The 22334-nt window shown below is 68.6% G+C and carries 17 protein-coding genes; 7 read left to right on the plus strand and 10 right to left on the minus strand.

All coding sequences use genetic code 11. The features are described from left to right. Positions 1-91 precede the first annotated feature (91 nt). Complete coding sequence (locus V3B46_RS10890) at positions 92-2086, minus strand: M56 family metallopeptidase (protein WP_329891895.1); 1995 nt, start codon at positions 2084-2086, stop codon at positions 92-94. A gap of 3 nt (positions 2087-2089) precedes the next feature. Then, on the minus strand, positions 2090-2476 hold the full coding sequence (locus tag V3B46_RS10895) for a BlaI/MecI/CopY family transcriptional regulator (protein ID WP_154261839.1): 387 nt from the start codon (positions 2474-2476) through the stop codon (positions 2090-2092). A 190-nt stretch (positions 2477-2666) separates the two neighbouring features. On the opposite strand from V3B46_RS10895, the gene V3B46_RS10900 reads away from it, so the two are divergent. After that, complete coding sequence (locus V3B46_RS10900; protein ID WP_329891896.1) at positions 2667-3788, plus strand: serine hydrolase domain-containing protein; 1122 nt, start codon at positions 2667-2669, stop codon at positions 3786-3788. On the opposite strand, the gene V3B46_RS10905 is transcribed toward V3B46_RS10900, so the two are convergent. The 3 genes from V3B46_RS10905 to V3B46_RS10915 form a co-directional block, all read right to left on the minus strand. After that, positions 3723-4535 carry a hypothetical protein gene (locus V3B46_RS10905; protein WP_329891897.1) on the minus strand — a complete coding sequence of 271 codons (813 nt, stop codon included), beginning with the start codon at positions 4533-4535 and terminating at the stop codon, positions 3723-3725. The two genes, V3B46_RS10900 and V3B46_RS10905, sit on opposite strands and share 66 nt — an antisense overlap. A gap of 3 nt (positions 4536-4538) precedes the next feature. Continuing rightward, the gene (locus V3B46_RS10910) at positions 4539-5954 is read right to left on the minus strand and encodes an XVIPCD domain-containing protein (protein WP_329891898.1); all 1416 of its coding nucleotides are present in this window, start codon (positions 5952-5954) and stop codon (positions 4539-4541) included. Between the two features lie 116 nt (positions 5955-6070). Continuing rightward, the gene (locus V3B46_RS10915) at positions 6071-7177 is read right to left on the minus strand and encodes an SDR family oxidoreductase (RefSeq protein WP_329891899.1); all 1107 of its coding nucleotides are present in this window, start codon (positions 7175-7177) and stop codon (positions 6071-6073) included. Between the two features lie 193 nt (positions 7178-7370). Here V3B46_RS10915 and V3B46_RS10920 point away from each other — a divergent pair, with 193 nt between their 5' ends. Then, positions 7371-7679: a putative periplasmic lipoprotein gene (locus tag V3B46_RS10920; protein ID WP_154261835.1), complete on the plus strand. Its 309-nt coding sequence runs from the start codon at positions 7371-7373 to the stop codon at positions 7677-7679. Here the strand turns inward: V3B46_RS10920 and V3B46_RS10925 are convergent. After that, on the minus strand, positions 7657-8712 hold the full coding sequence (locus tag V3B46_RS10925) for a DNA topoisomerase IB (RefSeq protein ID WP_329891900.1): 1056 nt from the start codon (positions 8710-8712) through the stop codon (positions 7657-7659). The two genes, V3B46_RS10920 and V3B46_RS10925, sit on opposite strands and share 23 nt — an antisense overlap. A gap of 111 nt (positions 8713-8823) precedes the next feature. Here V3B46_RS10925 and V3B46_RS10930 point away from each other — a divergent pair, with 111 nt between their 5' ends. The 3 genes from V3B46_RS10930 (at position 8824) to V3B46_RS10940 (ending at position 15350) form a co-directional block, all read left to right on the plus strand. Then, on the plus strand, positions 8824-9213 hold the full coding sequence (locus V3B46_RS10930; RefSeq protein WP_004133799.1) for an I78 family peptidase inhibitor: 390 nt from the start codon (positions 8824-8826) through the stop codon (positions 9211-9213). A gap of 175 nt (positions 9214-9388) precedes the next feature. Further along, positions 9389-13843: a glutamate synthase large subunit gene (gene gltB, locus V3B46_RS10935; protein WP_329891901.1), complete on the plus strand. Its 4455-nt coding sequence runs from the start codon at positions 9389-9391 to the stop codon at positions 13841-13843. Positions 13844-13904: 61 nt separating this feature from the next. Continuing rightward, positions 13905-15350 (plus strand): FAD-dependent oxidoreductase, encoded by a 1446-nt coding sequence (locus V3B46_RS10940; RefSeq protein WP_329891902.1) that lies wholly within the window; start codon positions 13905-13907, stop codon positions 15348-15350. On the opposite strand, the gene V3B46_RS10945 is transcribed toward V3B46_RS10940, so the two are convergent. Next, positions 15336-17744, minus strand: coding sequence for an ATP-binding protein (locus V3B46_RS10945; RefSeq protein ID WP_329891943.1), 2409 nt, complete (start codon positions 17742-17744; stop codon positions 15336-15338). The two genes, V3B46_RS10940 and V3B46_RS10945, sit on opposite strands and share 15 nt — an antisense overlap. A 167-nt stretch (positions 17745-17911) precedes the next feature. Between V3B46_RS10945 and V3B46_RS10950 the strand changes: the two genes are divergently transcribed. Further along, entirely contained in the window at positions 17912-18778 is an 867-nt protein-coding gene (locus tag V3B46_RS10950) for a methylglyoxal synthase (protein ID WP_049422383.1), read from the plus strand. Positions 18779-19260: 482 nt separating this feature from the next. On the opposite strand, the gene V3B46_RS10955 is transcribed toward V3B46_RS10950, so the two are convergent. The 3 genes from V3B46_RS10955 to ttcA are packed head-to-tail and all read right to left on the minus strand — an operon-like array spanning position 19261 to position 21962. Beyond that, positions 19261-20040: a M48 family metallopeptidase gene (locus tag V3B46_RS10955; protein WP_329891903.1), complete on the minus strand. Its 780-nt coding sequence runs from the start codon at positions 20038-20040 to the stop codon at positions 19261-19263. Between the two features lie 59 nt (positions 20041-20099). Then, positions 20100-21005, minus strand: a complete 906-nt coding sequence (locus V3B46_RS10960) for a recombination-associated protein RdgC (RefSeq protein ID WP_005411825.1) — start codon at positions 21003-21005, stop codon at positions 20100-20102. Between the two features lie 36 nt (positions 21006-21041). Continuing rightward, positions 21042-21962 (minus strand): tRNA 2-thiocytidine(32) synthetase TtcA, encoded by a 921-nt coding sequence (gene ttcA, locus V3B46_RS10965; protein ID WP_180843176.1) that lies wholly within the window; start codon positions 21960-21962, stop codon positions 21042-21044. A 91-nt stretch (positions 21963-22053) separates the two neighbouring features. Here ttcA and V3B46_RS10970 point away from each other — a divergent pair, with 91 nt between their 5' ends. Continuing rightward, complete coding sequence (locus V3B46_RS10970) at positions 22054-22257, plus strand: YdcH family protein (RefSeq protein ID WP_005421068.1); 204 nt, start codon at positions 22054-22056, stop codon at positions 22255-22257. The last annotated feature ends 77 nt before the right edge of the window (positions 22258-22334 follow it).

A 22334-nucleotide genomic window follows, 5' to 3' on the forward strand; every position in this document is an offset into this window, starting at 1 on the left:
TCGGGGGGGCCCGGCGGGGGTTCTGGGCCCCGGGGTCGGCCCCCCCCGGGCCCCCCCCCCCACTTGGCCGGCCCGCGGCCGGCACTACCGATCAGAGGCGCTCGGCCTTGCCGCTGGCCAGTGCGCGCGCGATCACCTGCTGTGCCTGCTGCGATGCCTGCGCATGCACGCGTGCCTGGCGCTCGCCCAACGCGGCCTGTTGGCTGCCCAATGCCGCCTGTCGGCTGGCCAGTTCAGACTGCTGGCTGGCCAGGCGCTGCATGTCACGGGTGCGGCCGGATTGCGCAGCCTCGCTGCGGGCTTCCTGCATTGCACGACGTGCCTCAGCGGCGGCCTCGCGTGCAGCCTCACGTGCAACGGCCATATCGCTGGTCGCACCACGCGCCGCCTTCGCCGCTTCCGCGGCGGCCTCACGGTTGATGTCATGGGCCGCCATCGCGCTGCGCGCTACCTCAGCGGCGGCCAGCGCAAGGCGGCGTGACTCCTCGCTCTGCAGACGCCCCATCTCACCCATCTGCCTGCCGAGTTCGCCCTGCTGGCGACCCAGTGCACTCTGCTGGCGGCCCAGTTCGCTCTGCTGGCGACCGAGGTCTACGGCGCCGCTGTAGGCACGCTGCAGGGTCTGGATCAGCATCGGGTCGCGCACCACATAGCGCTTGTCGCCCTGGCGGAACCATAGTGCCGGTCCCTTGCCGAGCTGCCTGCGGGCCACCGTTACATCGTCGATGCCGCCATTGGCGAAGGTCGAATCACCATCGACCAGCACGTAGGCCTGCAACGGCGACTTGCCGAGGTCCAGGCGCCCGTAGGTGGTGATGGACGTGGTATGGGAAGTCGAATGTTCACTGTGCATGTCGCTATCCACATCGACATCCACGTCGACCGCCACATCGGCATCGTCCGGGCCTGACAGCGCCTCGATATCGGCCGGCTCGGCAGGCGGCGCGGGCGCCACCGGCACGGCCGGAACGCGCGCGGCTGAAGGCGGTGCGGGCGGCGCGGGCGGTGCCTTCGGCGGCGGCGGCACCACGGCCTTCGGTGCGGCCGGCGGCGCGGGCGGTGCCGGTGGCACTGGCGCAGCGACCAGCCGCATCGGTGCCACGCCCACCAGCACCACGACGGCGGTCAGTGCCATCGCCAGAATGCGCGGGCAGGCCCGGCGCGGCTGCAGCGAGAGCAGGCGACGCTTGAGGCTGGTGGTGTTCGGCGCGGCGCTGGCCACGCCCAGATGCGGCTGCGGTGCCACGCCCAGCTGCAACAGCAGGCGGCCATAGGCCTGACGGCTCGCGCCATGCTGGCCAACCACGGCCGCATCCACCGCTTCCTCGCGGGCCTGTGCATATTCGCGCACCGACAGACGCAGCAGCGGGTGGAAGAAGAACAGGTGCTGGGCCAGTGCGGGCAGCAGGCCCCACTGCAGGTCACGCCGCTGCAGGTGCTGCAGTTCGTGGGTCAGTGCCAGGTCCAGCGCATCACCCTGCAGGGCGTTGTCGCCGGCCGGCAGCAGCAGCACCGGACGGAACGGCCCGACCAGCTGCGGTGCGTCCACCTGCGTGCTCATCCACAGCCGCGGCGCAGGACGCACGCCGTGCGCATCGGAGGCCAGTTGCAGGGCCTGCACCAGCGCCTCGTCGTCGCAGGGATAGGCGGCGGCCAGCAGCGCGCGGCAGCGGCGCCATTCACCGAAGGTGCGCAGGGCCATCAGCAGCACGCCAGACATCCACAGCGCGGCCAGTGCAACGGCCCACCACGCCACTGCCGGCACGTCCGCTGCAGGCACCGGCATCGCCGCCAGCAGCTGCGCCGAGGCTTCCGGCGCCAGCGGGTAGACCAGATCGGCGGCAACGTCAGTGGCGGTCACCGCCACCGCCTGCGGTGCCGGCAGCCAGGCCAGCTGCAGCGGTTGGCTCCAGAACAGGCCGAGCACGGCCTGCAGCGACACCAGCCACCACAGGCGGCAGCGGGTGGCCGCCGACAGCGACGGCAGCGCGCGGCACACGCCGTACACCAGGGCCACCAGCAGCACGGTCTGCAGGCTGGTCCAGCCCAGCCGTTCCAACATCGGGATCAGCATCGTGGTGTCCATGGCTCAGCCCTCGTGGCGACGCGATTGGAGTTGGGCGACCAGTGCTTCCAGCTCGGCCAGCTCGTTGTCACTGACTTCCTGGCGCTGCGACAGGTAGGCCACGAACGGCGACACCGAGCCCTGCAAGGTGTTGTCGACGAACTGGGCCACTGCGCCCTGCAGCACGCTTTCCGGGCCACGGGTGGCCTGGTAGCGGTAGACGCCGTCCTGCTGCTGGCGACGAAGATACCCCTTCGCTCGCAGCCGCTCCATCATCGTCAGCACGGTGGACCGGGCCAGGCCACGGGCCTCGCCGTAGCCACTGGCGACCTCGCCGACGCTGGCCGGCGCATGTTCATCGATGTACTGCAGCAGGGCCAGTTCCTGGTCCCCGATCGTCTTGCCACGCATGACACCACTCCCTTGACTACACGTGTCGTCAATGTCAGCTTGACGACAGCTGTAGTCAACCCCCCGGAAGTCATGGGCCGACGAACGGTAGGGGCAAGGAGCGCTTAAACCTTTGACGCGCCGGCTGCATCCGATCCTCGACGCCCCGCCGGAATCCCGCATGTTCCGCCCAACGCTTCGAGTCGTGCTCATGCTCATCAGTGCCATGCCCTTCGCCGCCATCTCTGCCAGCCAGGACCAAGCCAACGACCAGACCCGCCGGCTGATCCGCCAGATCATGCTGGAGCAGCGCATCCCCGGGCTGCAGGTCGCCGTGGTCAAGCAGGGGCAGATCGTGCTGTCCGAAGCCTATGGCCTGGCCAATGTGGAGAACGGCGTGCTCGCCTCGCGCGATACCCGCTTCCCGCTCAACTCCGCCACCAAGGCGTTCACCGGGGTGGCCATCGCACAGCTGGCCGAACAGGGGCGATTGGATCTGGACGCGCCCGCCTCGCGCTACCTGAATGATCTTCCCGCGGCATGGAAGGACGTGCGCCTGCGCCAGCTGCTGGCCCACACCTCGGGCCTTCCAGACATCCTCGATGCGAAGGGACTGCTGGGCGGTGGGTCCGAGGCGCAGGCATGGGCGGCGGTCACCGCGCGCCCGGTCGACGCCGCACCCGGGCAGCGCTTTGCCTACAACCAGACCAACTACGTGCTGCTGGCGCGGATCATCGCGCAGCAATCGGGCATGTCCTACGAGCGCTTCCTCACCACCGGCCAGTTCAGCGGCGCGCGCATGGCACGCACCACCTTCGGCGACAGCTACGACCTGATTCCGGATGTGGCGACGATGTACAGCCTGGCGCCGCGCACGACCGATGCAGCCAATACGCCGCCACGCCTGTCGCACTGGTTCTACGACATGCCGCCCTCACTGTGGGCCGGCGGCGGCATCCTCACCACCGCCGACGATACCGCGCGCTGGCTGGTCGCGTTGACCGAAGGCCGCCTGCTGCCGGAGACGGCCCTGCGGCGGATGTGGAGCGCGGAGCGCCTGGCTGATGGCCGTGCCGGCCCGTGGGCGGGTGGCTGGCCGGTACTGCGCGCATCGCCCGACCTTCAGGTGGCCGGTATCGGCGGTGCGCGCTCGGCCTTCGTGGTCTATCCCGACCGCGACGTGGCGGTGGTGGTGCTGACCAATCTGGTCGGTGCCAATCCACAGCAGTTCATTCCGCGCATTGCCGATTTCTATGCGCGTGACGCCTCACCGCCTGCTCACGAACGGGTCGCCCTTGCACGGCAGCAACGGGCTGTCGTCGCAGGGCCATAGGGCGGCGGGTACAGTCCTGGTCACTTCGAAGTGATCCTGGTTCCAGCGCAGGAAACCGCCGTGGATGGCATTGCCATGGTCGAAGCTGCGCGCATCGACGGCCAGTGGTTGTTCGGGGTCTGCTTCGGCCACCCAGCGCAGCACCGGCACCTTGTCCAGCGCCCCGATGAAGGCGAACAGATCACCCGCGCCCTTGTCCTGGTAAGCCGTCATGGTCGCCGCGTCGGGCAGCTCGGCCTGCGCCAGCAACGACGCGGTGACATCCCGCAGCGGTGCGGCTCCCTGTGCGATGTAGGCGCGCATGCCCGTGGTGGTTGCCGGGCAGTCCTGCAGCTGCACCAGATACCCGGTGGTACCGGCGCGGCCGGAGAACGACCGCATCCAGTAGCGGAAACGCGGCCCGCTGCGATCGGTGACCATGAAATCCTGCTGGCCATCCTGCGCGGGAATGGAAAGCACCTGCACCTTGCTGGCGCCCTCCACGTTGCACTTCAACTGCGCCAGCACCTGCCTGGCAGGTTCGGGCAGCGCAGCGTAGCGACCGCCGCGATGGGCGCTGCCGGAGGCTTCCGGCAGTGCGGGCAATCCACGGTCAGTGGGCAGGGTCTGCGCAGGCAAGGCCTCCGGTTTCGACGCCGAGCTGGCGGTGGGTGCTACCGGCGCGACGCGCTCTCCAGCGGGCGCGCAGGCGCTGCAGGCCAGCAACAGCATCAACGAAACGCTCGGCATCAGATGTGATCGGATCATCACTCAACGCCCTCCCATCGCCGGCGCTTCCTGAGGGTGTGCAGGCGTGGGCGTGGGTGCCGCCTGTTCGCGCGATTGCTGCTGCAACTGGCCCAGGCTGGATTCCACCGGGGTGTCGCGCACCTCCGCTGCATTGACCCCTGCGCGCAGCGCCGCAGGATCGCCCGGACTGCCCTGCACCAGGAACAGTGTTTCGCCCGCCGCACGTCCAGCACTGGGATTGCTGGCCACAATCTGGTCGACCCGGGTGATGCCCGCGGCCTTCGCTTCGCGCAGCATCACCAGACTGTAGTCATCGGCATGCTCGGCGTAGCGTCCGCCCAGGGCCTGCAGGCGCGTGCTGATCTGCTGCTGCAGGGCATGATCGCGATGCTGCGGCTGACGGGGATCGTCAGTGGCCGCGAGCGGCACGTCCTGCCCCAGCTCGCGCGCCTGGCCGGGGGCAACCGAGGTCAGCACGTACTGCCAACGGTTCTGCCCGGGCGTGCCGCGCACCGTCGCCACGAAGTCGTCGTACTCGCCGCCGCCGATGGTCTGGCAGCCGGCCGAATCGGTGTTTGCCCGGCTGCCGCGATGGATCTTGAAAGTGTCGTTGAGGTCCTGCACGCCCTGGGTATCGCGCGCGTCGAACCAGCCATCACCATTGCTGTCGCGCTCCACCCGGCCGGCACCGGCGGCTACCGCGTCCTGCGAGGGGCGCAGCGCAAACTCATCGGGATGACCATTGCGCGGATGGGTCGTTGCGCGCATCTCGGTGGTTCCCTCGCCCAAGCGCCCCAGGTCCTTCACCCGATCGCCGTTGACGTCCTCACCCTCGGTCTTGGTACGCGGTGCCACGTTGCCGAAGCCCGGGCTGCGCGGCGTGGTCTTGGCATGGCCGTCGTACTGGGCGGTCGGTTCGGTCGTGGCCTGGTTGAACTCACGCACATGGCCTTGGCCCTGCGCATCCTTCCACAGCACTACGATGCGGTCGTCGTAGACACCACGCCCGCGCGCCTCGGTGGTGCGGTTCTCGTCGCGCAACCCCAACACCACGCGGTCCTGCGTTGCCATTGCTTCGTTCGCTGCCATGTTGCCGCGCTGGGCCACGATGCTGCCGTAGACGTCGTACTGCTGGGCCTGGCTCAGGCCTGCGGTCTCCGCCGCCTCGGGCATCCGCGGTGGCCGCGCCGCCTCGCGCAGGCGATCCAGCATCGGGTTCACCGCCGCCGCATCCGCTGCGGCAATACCACCGCTGCGTCGCAGCGCCTCGAGTTCGGTGGCGGCACGCGCCGAAATGTAGCGATCCAGCGATTCCTGCACCACGACACTCTGGCCGTCGTGCAGGGCCTCCAGGCGGGTGGCTGCAGCGCGCGCGTCGTTCTGCCGCAGCAGGGCGACGACCTCGTTGGCCGCCGCATCGATATCCATTTCGGGCATGGTCGGTCCTTGAACGTGATCGGTAGGGAATCAGCCTACCCCAGCCACCCGCTGGGGCTTTTGACACACCGCACACCTCCGCTGCCACGCCGCATTCAGGCAGATCACGCCATCTCTCAGCCCCGCGGCCCGCCCATCACCGGCAGGATCACCCCGCTGATGTAACTGGCACAGACCGGCGAGGCCAGGAATACATACGCCGGTGATAGCTCTTCGGGCTGTGCAGGCCGGCCCATGTCGCTGTCCTTGCCGAACTCCGCCACGTCCTCCGCCGGCTTGTCGGCCGGGTTCAGCGGCGTCCACACCGGTCCCGGCGCCACGCAGTTGACCCGGATGCCACGTGGTAGCAATTGGCTCGCCAGCGATTTGGTGAACGCATGGATCGCGCCTTTGGTGGCCGAGTAATCGATCAGCGCCTTGCTGCCGAAGATTCCCGTTTCCGAACCGGTGTTGATGATGCTGGCGCCCTCGCCCAGATGCGGCAGTACCGCGCGCGCCATCTGTATGTAACCGCCGATGTTGGTCTGCAGGGTTTCCTGCAGATGCGCGTCTTCCAGGTCTTCCAACCGCTCGCAATGCAGCTGGAACGCGGCATTGTTGACCAGGATGTCGATGCCGCCGAACGCCTTGGCCACCTGCTTGACCGCCTTGCTGCAGAAGCGCGGATCGCGCACGTCGCCGGCGATCACCACGCAGCGGCCGCCTTCGCGCTCCACGTGCTGGCGGGTGATGTCCGCGTCCCCGGCCTCGTCCAGGTGCAGTACCGCCACGTCGGCGCCTTCGCGTGCGAACAGCACCGCCACCGCACGGCCGATACCGGAATCGCCACCGGTGATGATCGCGCGCATGCCCTGCAGCTTGCCGCTGCCGGCGTAGTCCGGTGCAAGGAAACGCGGCGCCAGCTCCAGTTCGTGTTCATGCCCTGGCTTGGCCAGCTGCTGCGCCGGCATCGCCTCCGGCTGACGGCGTGCGCCTGCCTGGGTCGCGGTCTTCTTTGTTGCCTTCTTTGCCGCGCGCACGTCCTTGGCCTTTTCCTGGTCCTGCAGGCGCCGCTGCCGGGCCGCGACGCGCGCTGCCCGCGGATCGCTGGCGGCCGCCTTGCGGGTTGCGGTCTTCACCACGCGCGGGCGATCCGGGGCAGCAGCGGTCTTCGTCGCGGTGCTGCCTTTACGCACCTTCGGCGATGCCTTGCGGCGGACGGGGGCTTTCTTGGTGGTGGCCATGCAGGTCTCCTGGGGGGAATGGGGTTGCCGGCCAGCGGCCGGCACTACCCGGGGCGGCATCCGCCGCGCCTGCAGTGTCTCCACCCAGGCTGTTGGCGGCAGTGAGCGCACCGTGTCCACGATGTGCACGGTATTCATTCCGCCACCACGTGCGGCGTCGCACGCTGCACGCAACCACACAAGGAACACCTCCATGAAACATGCCATCGCCACCGCCGCCGTCTGCTTCGCCCTCGCCGCCTGCAGCAGCACACCGATGGCTCAGGTGCAGCCGATCGACGGCGTCATTTCCGGCCAGTGCCACAGCGACATGGTGCGCGGCGCACTGGGCCTGGCCGCTTCGGATGCCACCGTGGCCCGCGCCCGCGTGGACAGCGACAGCCTGCAGGTACGGGTGCTGCGCCACGACGGTCCGCGGGTACCGCCGGCCAGCGAGGGCGGCGACCGCCTGACCATCGAAAAGGGCCGCACCAACAACATCACCGCGATCTACTGCGGCTGAGCCTGCGCGCCCTGCGCAGTACGCGCAGGGTGGCCTGTTCCCACTGGCGCGGCCCACGCAGGCCGGCCAGCCTGGCCAGTTCGCCGCGCTCCCAGCCGGCGAACACGCACGGGTCGATGTAGGCCTTGCGGCACACCGCCGGAGTGTTGCCCAGCAGCGATGCCACTTCGCACACCACCGCGCGCTGCGCCTGCGCCAGCGCGCGCTGGCTGGCCGGTTCCGGCAGCTCGGTGGCGGCAAACGCCTGCACCGCCGCCACCGTGCCGCCCCAGGTGCGGAAATCCTTGGCAGTGAAGTCCTCGCCCATCACTTCGCGCAGGTAGTCGTTCACCGCGCCGGAGTCCACCGGCTGCAGCGCACCGTCGTCATCGCGGTACTGGAACAGCGCCTGCCCCGGCAGCTGCTGCAGGCGCCGCACCAGCAGCCCCAGCCTGCGATCGCCCACGGTCACTTCCTGCAGTTGGCCGGACTTGCCACGAAAGCGCATGCGCACCCGGCCGCCGCGCAGCAGTTCCAGATGGCGGTTGCGCAGTGTGGTCAGTCCGAACGACCGGTTCTGTTGTGCATAGGTTTCATTGCCGACCCGTACCAGAGTGTCGGCCAGCAGCGCCACCACCACCGCCAGCACTTTCTCCCGCGCAAAGCCGGGGCGCTTGAGGTCCCGCGACAACCGCCGCCGCAGCGTGGGCAACGCCTCGCCAAAAGCGATGATGCGGTCGAACTTGCCGGCGTCGCGCTCCCTGGCCCAATCGACGTGGTAGCGGTACTGCTTGCGCCCGCGGGCATCGCGGCCGGTAGCCTGCAGGTGGCCGTTGGCGTGGGCGCAGATCCACACGGCGGTGTAGGCCGGTGGGATTGCCAGCGCGCGGATCCGCTGCAGGGTCGCGGCATCGCGAACCGCGTGGCCATCGGCATCGCGGTAGCTGAAACCCTTGCCGGCGCGGCGCCGGCTGATGCCCGGCTGGGTGTCGTCGACATAGCGCAGGCCGGCCGCGCGTGCGGCCTGTCGTTCGGGAGTAGAGGGGGTTGGCATGCCTGTAGTGTCGCCGTCGCCATGCCGCGATCCTGTCGATAACACAAGACAAACACGTGAGGGCCGGTTCGCCGCTATGCTCGGGTCTTCACAACCCCTTCCGGAGTCATGATGTCGTTCCCGATTCGCGCCCGTTCGCTCTCCGCCCTGTTGCTGCCGGCCGTGCTGGCGCTGACCGCCTGCCAGGCACCGGCGCTGGATGAACAGGATTCGGCCACTGCCCACGCCCAGCAGGCCGCCGAAGCCGCCAAGGCGCCGGCCGACGAAGCCGGCAAGGCCACCGAGGCTCCGCCGGTCGGCACCTGCGATGCCAGCCAGGTGCAGAGCCTGGTCGGCCAGACCTACACCGACGCGCTGGGCAAGCAGGCGCAGGAAGATGCCGGCGCCAACCAGGTGCGCGTGCTCAAGCCCAACGACGTGGCCACGATGGAGTTCCTCGGCGACCGCCTGAACATCGAAGTGGACGCCAAGGGCGCCGTCAGCGGCGCGCGCTGCGGCTGAGTCCGGCCCCGCGCCGGCACTGGGTTGCCGGCGCGTTCTGTTGCACCTGCAACCGTGTATTGCGGCGTTGCAGCAACCTGTGATCTAGTCGAGGCATCCGGTGGCCTCACGATGCGCTCCAGGGATTGAGCGGGCTTGAGTGTCCCCGTTCAATTCATTCCGCATCGAGGTAGAGATGGCCCCCCGCAACCGCCAAGGGCTTTACGACCCGCGCTCCGAGCGCGATGCCTGTGGATTTGGCATGGTCGCCCAGCTCGACGATCAACCATCGCGCCTGTTGGTTGATACCGCCATCGCCGCGCTTTCGCGCATGACCCACCGTGGCGGTGTCGCCGCCGATGGCCTGACCGGCGATGGCTGCGGCCTGCTGCTGCGCCGCCCCGATGCGTTCCTGAAACTGCTGGCCAGCGAAGCCGGCATCGCGGTCTCCGCACGCTTCGCCGCCGGCCTGGTGTTCCTGCCGCACGACGCCGACGCGGCGCAGGCCTGCCGCGCGCAGTTGCAGGCGCAGGTGGAAGCGGTGGGCTGCAAGGTCGCCGGCTGGCGCGAGGTGCCGACCGACGACAGCGTCTGCGGCCAGCTGGCGCGCGATACGCTGCCGCGCATCGAACAGGTATTCGTCGATGCCGGCGTCGGCCAGGATGATGCCAGCTTCGCACTGGCGCTGTTCCTGGCCCGTCGCCGCAGCGAACAGCAGCTGCGCGAACACGCCGACTTCTACGTCACCACCCTCACCCCGGATGCGATCAGTTACAAGGGCATGGTGCTGCCGGACAAGCTCAGCCGCTTCTTCCCGGACCTGCAGCGCCGCGAGCTGGCCTCCAGTGCGATCGTGTTCCACCAGCGCTTCTCCACCAACACGCTGCCGCGCTGGCCGCTGGCGCACCCGTTCCGCATGCTCGCCCACAATGGCGAGATCAACACCATCGAAGGCAACCGGCGCTGGGCGCAGGCGCGCAGCAAGGTGTGGAAGACGCCGCGCTTCGATATCGGTGAATTCGACCCCGTCATCTCCATGCATGGCTCGGATTCGCAGAGCCTGGACAACATGCTGGAGCTGATGGTGGCCGGTGGCATGGAGCTGATCCAGGCGCTGCGCATCCTGGTGCCGCCGGCCACCCAGTCTCTGGAATTCAAGGATCCGGACCTGGCGGCCTTCTACGAGTTCCACGGCCTGAACAGCGAGCCGTGGGACGGCCCGGCCGGCATCGTTGCCTGCGACAGCCGCTATGCGGTGTGCACCTTGGACCGCAACGGCCTGCGTCCGGCGCGCTGGATGCTGACCGCCGACCGCCACTTCCTGGTCGCCTCCGAAGCGGGTGTGTGGGAAGTGCCGACCGAGCGCGTGGTGCGCAAGGGCAAGCTCGGCCCCGGCGAAATGGTAGCCATCGATCTCAAGCGCGGTGACCTGCTCGACTCCGATGCGGTGGATCGCATCAACCGCGGTCGCGCGCCGTACAAGCAATGGCTGCAGCAGGGCGTGACCTACCTGCAGACCGAACTGATCGACCCCTCGCTGGTGGAGGAACCCTTCGACGAAGGCACCCTGCGCAGCTACCACAAGCTCTACCAGCTCAGCAGCGAGGAAGTGGAGCAGGTGCTGCGGCCGCTGGCCGAGACCGAGCAGGAAGCCACTGGCTCGATGGGCGACGACACGCCGATGGCGGTGCTGAGCCAGCGCAGCCGTCCGCTGTACGACTACTTCCGCCAGGCTTTCGCGCAGGTCACCAACCCGCCGATCGACCCGCTGCGCGAAGACTGCGCGATGTCCCTGTCCACCCAGCTCGGCAAGGAGACCAACATCTTCCATGCCGGCCCGGAGACGGTGAACCACGTCATCCTCAACTCGCCGGTGCTCAGCCAGCGCAAGCTGCGCCAGCTGCTGAAGATGGACCAGTACGTGCAGGCCAACCGCCTGCTCGACCTGTCCTACAGCGAGGACGAAGGCCTGCGCGCCGGCATCGAGCGCATCTGCAGCGAAGCCGAACAGGCCGCGCGCGATGGCATGGTGATGCTGCTGCTGTCCGACCGCTACCCGGTGGCCGGGCGGCCGATGGTGCATGCGCTGCTGGCCACCAGTGCCATCCACCACCACCTCTCGCGGCTGGGCCTGCGCTGCGACGTGAATCTCATCGTCGAGACCGGCACCGCGCGCGACCCGCACCACATGGCCTGCCTGCTCGGCTTCGGCGCCACCGCGGTGTACCCGTACCTGGCCTACCAGACCCTGTTCGACCTGGGCCGACGCGGCATCCTCAAGCTCAGCAAGGGCGGTGAGCAGTCGCAGATCGGCCGCCGCTACCGCAAGGGCGTCTACAAGGGCCTGTCGAAGATCATCTCGAAGATGGGCATCTGTACCGTGGCCAGCTACCGCGGCGCGCAGCTGTTCGAGATCATCGGCCTGGAACCGGAAGTCGTGGACCTGTGCTTCCCGGATACCGCTTCGCGCATCGGTGGTGCCGGTTTCGCGCGCCTGGATGCCGACGCGCGCGAACTGTGCTCGCAGGCCTGGGACGCGCAGCAGGACGTGGATGTGGGCGGCCTGCTGAAGTACGTGCACGGCGGCGAGTACCACATGTACAACCCGGACGTGGTGACCACCCTGCAGCGCGCGGCGCGCAGCGGCGATCCGCGTGCCTGGCAGCAGTACTGCGATGCGGTGCATGCGCGCCCGCCGTCGGCGCTGCGCGACCTGCTGGAACTGGTGCCGGCCGCCACGCCCACGCCGCTCGATGAAGTGGCCCCGGCCAGCGAACTGTTCCCGCGCTTCGATACCGCGGCGATCAGCCTGGGGGCACTGTCACCTGAGGCGCACGAGGCGCTGGCGATTGCGATGAATCGCCTCGGCGGCCGCAGCAATTCCGGCGAAGGCGGCGAAGATCCCGCACGCTATGGCACCGCCAAGCGCAGCAAGATCAAGCAGGTGGCCTCGGGCCGCTTCGGCGTCACCGCCGAATACCTGGTCAATGCCGAAGTGCTGCAGATCAAGGTCGCGCAGGGCGCCAAGCCCGGCGAAGGCGGCCAGCTGCCCGGGCACAAGGTCAACGAGCTGATCGCGCGGCTGCGCTACGCGCGTCCAGGCATCGGCCTGATCTCGCCGCCGCCGCACCACGACATCTATTCGATCGAGGATCTGGCGCAGCTGATCTACGACCTCAAGCAGGTCAACCCGACCGCGCTGGTGTCGGTGAAGCTGGTCAGCCATGCCGGCGTCGGCACGATTGCCGCGGGCGTGGTCAAGGCCGGCGCGGACCTGATCACCATCTCCGGCCATGACGGTGGCACCGGTGCCTCGCCGGTCAGCTCGATCCGTTATGCCGGCGTGCCGTGGGAGCTGGGCGTGGCCGAAGCGCACCAGGCGCTGCTGGCCAACGACCTGCGCGGGCGTACCCTGCTGCAGACCGACGGCGGCCTGAAGACCGGCCTGGACGTGGTCAAGGCCGCGCTGCTGGGTGCGGACAGTTTCGGCTTCGGCACCGCGCCGATGATCGTGCTGGGCTGCAAGTACCTGCGTATCTGCCACCTCAACAACTGCGCCACCGGCGTGGCCACCCAGGACGAGCGCCTGCGCGAGAACCACTTCACCGGCCAGCCCGAGCGCGTGGAGAATTTCTTCCGCCTGCTGGCCGAGGAAGTGCGTGGCTGGCTGTCGTACCTGGGTGCGCGTTCGCTGGAAGAAATCGTGGGCCGTACCGACCTGCTGCGGCAGATCGACGCCGCGCCGCGCGACGGCGTGCGCGTGGATCTGTCGCGCTTGCTGGCCGACAGCCGCTACGAGGGCAGCCACTGCGCGGCGCAGCGCCTGTACGAATCGCCGGACAGCCTGGCCACGCAGATGGACGGCCTGCTGGCCCCGGCCATCGAGCACAAGCGCGGCGGCGAACACCGCTTCCTGATCCACAACACCGACCGCAGCATCGGCACCCGCCTGGCCGGTGCAGTGGCACGCGCACACGGCAACCAGGGCATGGCCGAGACGCCGCTGGAACTGCGTTTCCGCGGCAGTGCCGGGCAGAGCTTCGGCGCGTTCAACGTCGGAGGCCTGCACCTGGAAGTGGAAGGCGAAGCCAACGACTACGTCGGCAAGGGCATGGCCGGCGGCCGACTGGTGGTGCGTCCGCCGCGCGGCGCCCGCTTCGAGGCACGCAGTACCGCCATCATCGGCAACACCTGCCTGTACGGTGCCACCGGCGGTGAACTGTTCGCTGCCGGTCGTGCCGGCGAACGTTTCGCCGTGCGCAATTCCGGCGCGCTGGCGGTGGTGGAAGGTGCTGGTGACCACTGCTGCGAGTACATGACCGACGGTGTGGTGCTGGTGCTGGGCAAGGTCGGCCTGAACTTCGGTGCCGGTTTCACCGGCGGGCTGGCCTACGTGCTGGACGTGGACCGCGATTTCGTCGACCGCTACAACCACGAGCTGATCGACATCCATCGCGTCTCCGCCGAAGGCTTCGAGAACTACCGCCAGCACCTGCACCGCCTGATCGGCCGCCATCGCGAGCTGACCGGCAGCATCTGGGCGCAGCAGATCCTGGACGAGTTCCGCGACTACATCGGCAAGTTCTGGCTGGTCAAACCGAAGGCCGCCAGCATCGAGTCGCTGACCGAAACCCTGCGACGCGCCGCGTGATGTTTTCCGGTAGTGCCGGCCGCTGGCCGGCAACGTTCCCTCTTGCATTCCAGAGCCCGCCATGAGCCGCAAGCACGCCTTCCAGTTCCTCGACCTGCCCCGCACCATGCCGCAGCGCATCCCGGTGGAACTGCGCACGTCCGGCGACTGGGGCGAGCTGTATGGCAAGTTCGGCAAGGAGGACGCCCAGTACCAGGCCGGCCGTTGCCTGGACTGCGGCAACCCCTACTGCAGCTGGAAGTGCCCGGTGCACAACGCCATTCCGCAGTGGCTGCAGCTGGTGCAGGAGAACCGCATCCATGAAGCCGCCACGCTGTGCCACAGCACCAACCCGCTGCCGGAAGTGTGCGGCCGGGTCTGCCCGCAGGATCGCCTGTGCGAGGGCAGCTGCACGCTGGAGGAGTTCGGTGCGGTCACCATCGGTGCGGTGGAGAAGTACATCGTCGATACCGCGCTGGCCAGCGGCTGGCGCCCGGATCTGGACGCGGTGCAGCCGACCGGCCACAGCGTGGCGGTGATTGGCGCCGGTCCGGCCGGCCTGGCCTGCGCCGATCGCCTCGCCCGCGCCGGCATTGCCGCCGTGGTCTACGACCGCTATGAGCAGATCGGCGGCCTGCTGCAGTTCGGCATTCCCAGCTTCAAGCTGGACAAGGACGTGATCCATCGCCGCCGCGAAGTGCTGGAGGGCATGGGCGTGCAGTTCCGCCTCGGCGTGGAGATCGGCCGTGACCTGAGCGTGCAGCAGCTGCTGGACAGCCACGATGCGGTGTTCGTCGGCACCGGCGCATACCGCTACACCGACGGTGGCCTCGACGGCCAGGACCTGAAGGGCGTGCTGCCGGCACTGCCGTTCCTGGTGCAGAACAGCCGCATCGTTGGCGGCGATGATCCGAAGGGCCGGCCGATTGCCGGCTGGGAAGACACCATCGCCCTGCCCGACCTCAACGGCAAGCGCGTGGTGGTGCTCGGTGGCGGCGATACCGGCATGGACTGCGTGCGCAGCGCGGTGCGGCTGGGCGCAGCCAAGGTCACCTGTGCCTATCGCCGCGACGAAGCCAACATGCCCGGCAGCGCGCGCGAAGTGACCAATGCCCGCGAAGAAGGCGTGCGCTTCCTGTTCAACCGGCAGCCGCTGTCGATCGAAGCCGGTGCCGATGACGAAGTGATCGGCGTGACCGTGGTCGAAACCCGGCTGGGCGAGCCCGATGCCAACGGTCGCCAGAACGCGGTGCCGATCGAGGGCAGCGAATCGCTGCTGGAGGCCGACGTGGTGATCATCGCCTTCGGCTTCTCGCCAACCGTGCCGGCATGGCTGGCCGAACACGGCGTGGAAGGCCAGTCCAACGGACGCATCATGGCCGGCGGCAAGGACCGCCTGCCATTCCAGACCGCGCATCCGCGCCTGTTCGCCGGTGGTGATGCGGTGCGCGGTGCTGACCTGGTGGTGACCGCCGTGGCCGAAGGCCGCGATGCCGCCGCCAGCATCGTGCGGCTACTGGCCCACTGAGTCCGGTACCAGCAGTGCCGCCAGCAGTGCCCGCAGTGCGTGCGGCTCTACGGGCTTGGCCAGGAAGTGGTCGATGCCAGCCGCACGACAGGCTTCGCGGGTGCTTTCCATCACGCTGGCGGTGAGCGCGATGATCGGCACCTGCGCACGCGCCGGGTAGGCATCGGCACGGATCGCCCGTGCCAGCGCGAAGCCATCCATGCCCGGCATGTGGCAGTCGGTGATGACCAGGTCGAACGGCTGCGCCTGCCATGCTTCAAGCGCCGACCGTCCATCGGTACAGGCATGGACCTGCAGCCCGAGCTCACACAGGTGCTGCTCCAGCAGATGCAGGTTGGTGGGATGGTCTTCAGCCATCAGCACGCGCGCCGCCGGCAATGGACGCTCGTCCGCACCCGCCGCCGCGGGCGCGGCCACGGGTGCCTCACAGGCATCCAGGTCCAGATCCAGCCACACCGTGGTGCCCTTCCCGGGTGAGCTGCGCAGCTGCAGCTCCGCCCCCATCGAGATCGCCAGCTCGCGGCAGATCGCCAGGCCCAGCCCACTGCCGCCGAAGCGCCGCGTGGTCGAGCGCTCCGCCTGGGTATAGGCGGCGAACACCGCCTGCTGGCGCTCCTCGCTGATGCCCACGCCGCTGTCGCTTACCTGCAGGCGCAACCGCTGGCCCCAGTCACGTTGCTGCAGTACCTGCACCTGCAGTTCCACGTGGCCGTGCCGGGTGAACTTCAACGCGTTGCCGGCCAGGTTGAACAGGATCTGGCGCAGGCGCAGGCCATCGGCCAGCGATCCCGGCTGCATCTCCGGATCAAGCACCACCTGCAGGTGCAGGCCTCGGCTGGCGGCCACCGGCATCAGCAGCTGCTGCACCGCGCGCACCAGTGCCGCCAGGTCGGTGGGCCGCAGCTGCAGTGGTGCGCCTTCCAGGCGTTGGCTGTGCAGTACATCGTCGAGGATCTGGCGCAGCATCCGCGCGGCATCATCGACGGTGGCCAGCACCTGCTGCTGGCGCGGCTCCAGCCTGCTGCCCGCCAGCCGTTCGAGCATGCCCAGCAGCGTGCTCATCGGGGTGCGGATCTCGTGGCTCATCGTTGCCAGGAAGTGCGCCTTGGCCTGTGCCGCCTGCTCGGCCTCGCGGCGCGCTTCGGCCAGCGCGCGGGTACGTGACTGCACCTCACTGACGTCGATCCAGTAGCCGCTCCACTCGACGTCGCTGTCGTCGCAGGACAACGGCCGCCCATGCGAGCGCACCCATCGCCAGCCCTGTGGCGAGCGGGTGCGGAAGGTGACGTCGATCGGGCCACGCGCCAATGCAGCCATCTCGACGCAGGCCATCACCTGGTTGCGGTCATCCGGGTGGACCGCGGCCAACAACCGCTGGTGATCGATCCGCGCGGTCTCCACGCTGATTCCGAACAGGGCCTGCACGTCCCCGGCGATCTGCGGAAAGCTGTAGTGGCCGCCCGCCGAACGACGCGCCTGGTAGACCACCGCCGGCAGGTTCGCGGTCACCTCCTGCAGGCGCTGCTCCACCCCTCGGCGGCGCACGCTCTCGCGATGGACCCGCCAGTAGCCGAAGGCATGGACCAGCGCCAGGGCGAGCAGGATCAGCGAGGCCGGCACCAGCCAGCGCAGGGGCGACGATGACGGAGCATTGCGCGGCCGGTCCGGCAGCCAGGCCGCGCGGATCTGATCGCGTTCGGTATCGGTCAGCTGCGACAGCGCCTGTTCGAAGCCGGCGATGACATCGGCGCAGACGGGCATGGTCGCCAGCACCAGGGCATCATCGAAACCGGCCGGCGCGGCGATCAGCAGTGCATCGCCCTGGTAGCGGCGCAACGCCGCCTCGACTTCGCCGAGGTTGGCGACCACCGCATCGATCAATCCGGTACCCAGCAGCGGGAGTGCATCGTCCAGCGCTGCCGGTGGCAGCAGCTGTGCACCCGCTGCCTGCTCGGCCAGCAGCCCCTGCAGCGGCACCCGGCTGGGGCTGGCCACGGTGTGTCCACGCAGATCTTCCAGGCCCAGCACCGGCGGCGCATCCTCCCGGCGCACGATCACCTGCGGCAGCTGCAGGTAGGGCGTGCTGACCACCCATCCGGCAGGCAGTTGCGAGCGTGGCCATCCCAGCAGCGCCTGGGTGCCGGCCGGCAGCTCGTCCCGGTCCACGCTGGTGGCCGGCACGGGCAACAGCTGCAGTGGCCGTTGCCCGCCCAGCAGCTTCAGGTACGCCGCGCCGAGCCCCCGGGCTTCGCCCTGTTCGCTGGACGACAAAGGAGCACGGTCGGACGGCCAGGCGATGCGCAGCGGTGTGCTGCAGCCCGTGGCGGAGGCCGCGGCAGGCAGCAGCAGGCTGGCCATGACAGCAATGGCTGCCGGGAAGCCGGCGACATTCACGGTAGGCATCCTCATCTCGCGGGCGGAAGGAACGGCCGCGCTGCGGTACCGCTGCCTGCCACGCTATCGACGCGCGGGCCGACGGCAATGAAGAAAGTTGTAAAAGCATCCAGATGGGGGAATGCCGACATACACTGCCGCCTTCACCCGTACCTGCGGAGCGTTCGATGCGCATCGGCCTGGCTGCCAACCGTCTTCATCACCACGACGCGCGCGCTGCGCTGTTCCGTTGGCTGCGCAGCAGCGAGGCCGGCCTGCGCGAGCTGGGCGTGTCGCTGCATGCGGTCGGCCGCACCCATGACGCGATCGAACGGCAGGGCTTCCTGACCGGGTACGCGGGCCTGCACCGTTATCCCTACGGACGCGAGGGTGGCCTGATGAAGCTGGTCGCCGAAGTCGTTGGCATGGGTCCGGATCGGACACTGGATGGCGCGATTTACCTGATCGACCCGGTCGATCCATCCTCGGTATTTCCGGAAGCAACCGCGCTCAAGCGGCAGTGCGTGATCCACGGCAAGCCGTTCATTTCGACCGTGGCCACCGCACGCGACTGGGTCGAGGTGGAGCGCGTCCACGCCGGGCTGGCAGCCGATGCCGGCGCCGACGACCTGCATGCGTTCGAGGGCCAGACGCTGGCACTGATCGCGCACGATGCGATGAAGCCGGCGATGCTGGCCTTCGCCGATGAGCACTTCGATGTGCTGGCCCGGTTCGGTGAGCGGGTGGCCACCGGGACCACCGGCCAGCGTTTGAACGAGCTGGCCTGGAGCCGGGGCTGGCCGCGCGATACGCCGTGGGTGACGCGCTACCAGAGCGGCCCGATGGGCGGTGATGCGCAGATTGCCGACCGGGTGCTGGAGGGGCGTTGCCAGCGCGCGATCTTCTTCGAGGATCCGCATGTGGCGCGCCAGCATGAGGCGGATATCCAGCTGCTGGAGCGCGCGGTGACGACGGTGACCGACCAGGCGGTGTGCATTACGGCGCCGCGGGTGGCGGCGCGGTGGGCGGCGGCGGCGGCGTTGCGGGCGGGGTGAGGGTTTCGGCCAACGGCTGAGCCCCTCGTGGTGGGTGGCATCCGACGGCAAAGCCGTGCTTGGCCGGGCGGGTGAGCCATGCAGGGGACGCTGCAAGTCCCCCTCCGGGGCCCGGCCCAGCCGCTGGCGGCTGTGCGTTCAGGCGCTTGCGAAGCAGTGCTTCGCAAGCAAAGCGCCTTTACCCCTGTAAGCTCGATGGCGCCATCCATGGCGCCAACGCCCCTGCATGGCCCACCCGCCCGTCCTTCGACAGATTCCGGTGTGCCCACCACGGAAGAAAGAAGGAAGAGCAGGAGCGGGTCGCGCGCTGCGCGCGCTCTGCGGCGCGCTCCCATTCCGCGGAGTTGCTGTTCTTCACTCTGTAGCGTCGAGCTTGCTCGACTGCTCAGCACACGCTCTGGAGGAAAGCTCCTTCTGTTGAAGGGGCGCGCCGAAGGCGGGGGTAGAGGAAGAATGCGTGGGCAACTGCTGTAGCGCGGGCGCTACAGCAGTTGCCGAAGCATCGCCTTCAGTCTGCGCCCTTCCAGCTGGAAGTAATCGCGCTGTTCGCGCCAGGCGGGGAAGCGCTGTTCCACTTCGTGCCAGAACGCGGGTGAGTGATTCGGCTGGATCAGGTGGCAGAGTTCGTGCACCAGCACGTACTCGAACGCGTCCGAGCGGCCGAGTACGAGTGCCAGGTCCAGTGCCATGCTGCCGTCGGGCGCCAGCGAGCCCCATTGCGAGGACATTACCTTCAGGCGCAGGCGGCTGGGTGCGCGCGGCAGGGTGGGCAGGTACTTCGGCAGCCATCGGCCGACGTCGGCGCGGGTCTGGGCTTCGTAGAACTCGCGCAGCAGGCGGCGCAGGGTGGCATCACCGCCGCGGGTCGGCCACTGCACGCAGGCGCCGTGCACGTCGATCTCCAGGCGCGCGTAGCGGCCTTCCTGCCAGCGCAGTGGCAGCAGTTCACCGCGCAGTGGCAGCACGCCGGCTTCGCCCGGCTGCAGCGGTGCCGGCAGGCCCTGGCCCTGGTACTGGCGCAGCTGCAATGCCAGCCAGTCGCGGTGTTGTTCCAGGAAGCGTTCGCCCATTACCAGGCTTGCGCGCGGTGGCAGGGTCAAGCGTGCGCCGCGTTCGTCCACGCTCAGTTTGATCCGGCGCGCACGCGGATCGCGCACGCGCAGTACCTCGATCTCGGCATCCTCCAGGCGCAGGCGAACGGTGTCGCGCTGTACGGTGGCGGGCGGGGTCGGGCTGATCAGGCGGCGCAGCAGACGGCTCATGCGCCCAGCATAGCGCCGCTTCGGGCCGCCGGATGACCGGCGGCCGTCGGGCTGCCTGTTCAGTCAGCCTTGCTGAGCTTGAAGGCTTCTTCCAGCAACAGGAACAGGCGGCGGATCTCGGCGCTCTGCAGGGCGAAGCGGGCATCGAACTCGGCGCGGCGGCCGTCTTCGTCGGCATGCTCCAGCTGGTCCAGCGCACCGTCGAGGAACTTCAGCTTGCGCACGATCAGGTCGTCGCCGATCACGAAGGACAGATTGTCCTCGAAGATCAGCGCCAGCTTGGTCACCTGCTTGCCGGCGTCCAGGTGCTTGTCGATCTCGTCGCAGCGCAGTTCCTGGTGCTGGCACTTGACCACCGCACCGCCTTCCACCGGGTCCTTCATCTCGCATTCTTCGCCCAGGCTCAGCCCGGTCGGCAGCGGCTCGCCGGCGATCCAGCCGGTCAGGATCGAGCGCGGTGCGACTTCGGCATTCAGCGGCATCGCCGGGAAGCTGCCGAGCAGGCCGCGGATGTCGGACATGAAGTACTCGCCGGTCTTGCGGCTGGAGGTATCCACCGCCACGTAGCCGTGCTGCAGGTCGATGAAGGCGTCGTTGCGCGAGGACTTCACGAAGGCGCGCGGCAGCAGTTCATGCAGCAGGTCGTCCTTCATCCGCTTGCGTTCGCGACCACCCGGGCGGCGGCCTTCCTTCTCCTCGATCTCCTCCAGCTTGCGCTCGAGCAGGTCGTTGACCACGGCCGCCGGCAGGATCTTGTCCTCGCCGCCCACGGTCAGCCACAGGTGTTCGGCGATGCGGTGGGAGAGCAGTTCCTTCTCCTCGCGGCCGAACGGCGAGATGAAGCCGCGCGAATTCATTTCCAGCGCGCCGACCGGCTTCAGCAGGGCGTGCGGCAGCAGGGTGTCGACTTCGGAAAAATCGGTGGTGGTCGGGAAACGGAAGAACGTCAGGTTGCGAAAGAACATGGAATTCCGGATGGCAAAGAGGAAGGGCGACCGACCTTAAACGGTGGGCGTCTCGGGATCTGCGTCGGCGTCGGCCGGGGAGCCGGCCAGCCAGGCATGGGCGTCGGGCAGCGGCGCGTCGTCGCGACGGCCCAGCGCCATGAAGTCGAACAGGGTGGTGTCGGCCAGCTGCGAGGGCCGGACTTCGCCCATGGCACGCGCGATCTGCTCGATGCGGCCCGGGTGGTCCTTTTCCCACTGCTTCAGCATCAGGCCGACCTGGCGGCGCTGCAGGTTCTCCTGGCTGCCGCACAGGTTGCAGGGAATGATCGGGAACTGGCGTGCCTGTGCGTACTCGACGATGTCGCTTTCGCGCACGTAGGCCAGCGGCCGGATCACCACATGCTTGCCGTCATCGCTGCGCAGCTTCGGCGGCATGCCCGACAGCTTGGCGTGGTGGAACAGGTTCATGAAGAACGTGGCCACCATGTCGTCGCGGTGGTGGCCCAGCGCGATCTTGGTGAAGCCGTGGGTCTCGGCGTAGTTGTACAGCGCGCCACGACGCAGCCGCGAGCACAGCGAGCACATGGTCTTGCCTTCCGGAATGACCCGGCTGACCACCGAATAGGTGTCCTGCTCGATGATGTGGTAAGGCACGCCCAGGCCGGCCAGGTATTCCGGCAGCACGTGCTCGGGGAAGTCCGGCTGCTTCTGGTCCAGGTTCACCGCCACCAGCTCGAACGGCACCGGCGCCTTCTTCTGCAGCTGCAGCAGCACGTCCAGCAGGGTGTAGCTGTCCTTGCCGCCGGACAGGCAGACCATGACCTTGTCGCCGGCCTCGATCATCCCGAAGTCGGCAATCGCCTCGCCGACCTGGCGGCGCAGGCGCTTGGCCAGCTTGTGCTGCTCGCGCTCGGCCACGCGCGGATCGCGGGCGGCGCGCGGCTGGGGATCGGGGAGGGAAATCACGGCACTCATGGGCTCCATTCTAACGGCTCGGAGCGGCCACGGCCGGGGGTCGGGATTCCCCTCTCCCGGCAGTCATCAACGCTGTGTATGCTCGGAGGCTGTGGACACCTACAGCCCCGCCGAGATCGTCGAGCACCTCGCCGCCCTGCGCGCCGAGCACCGCCTGCTGGATGAACAGATCACCCGCATGGCCGCCAACGGCGAGGACGAACTGGAAGCCAAGCGCCTGAAGCGGCGCAAGCTGCAGCTGAAGGACTGCATCGCCAGGCTGGAAAGCCTGCAGATTCCCGACGAACCGGCCTGAGCGGTGGCCCATCCACGCATGGCGTGGATCTACTGCTTCGCCCCGGTAGATGCCAACCTTGGTTGGCATGCCGTTCG

The sequence above is a fragment of the Stenotrophomonas sp. SMYL11 genome, assembly GCF_036320005.1.
Lineage (GTDB): Bacteria > Pseudomonadota > Gammaproteobacteria > Xanthomonadales > Xanthomonadaceae > Stenotrophomonas > Stenotrophomonas maltophilia_A.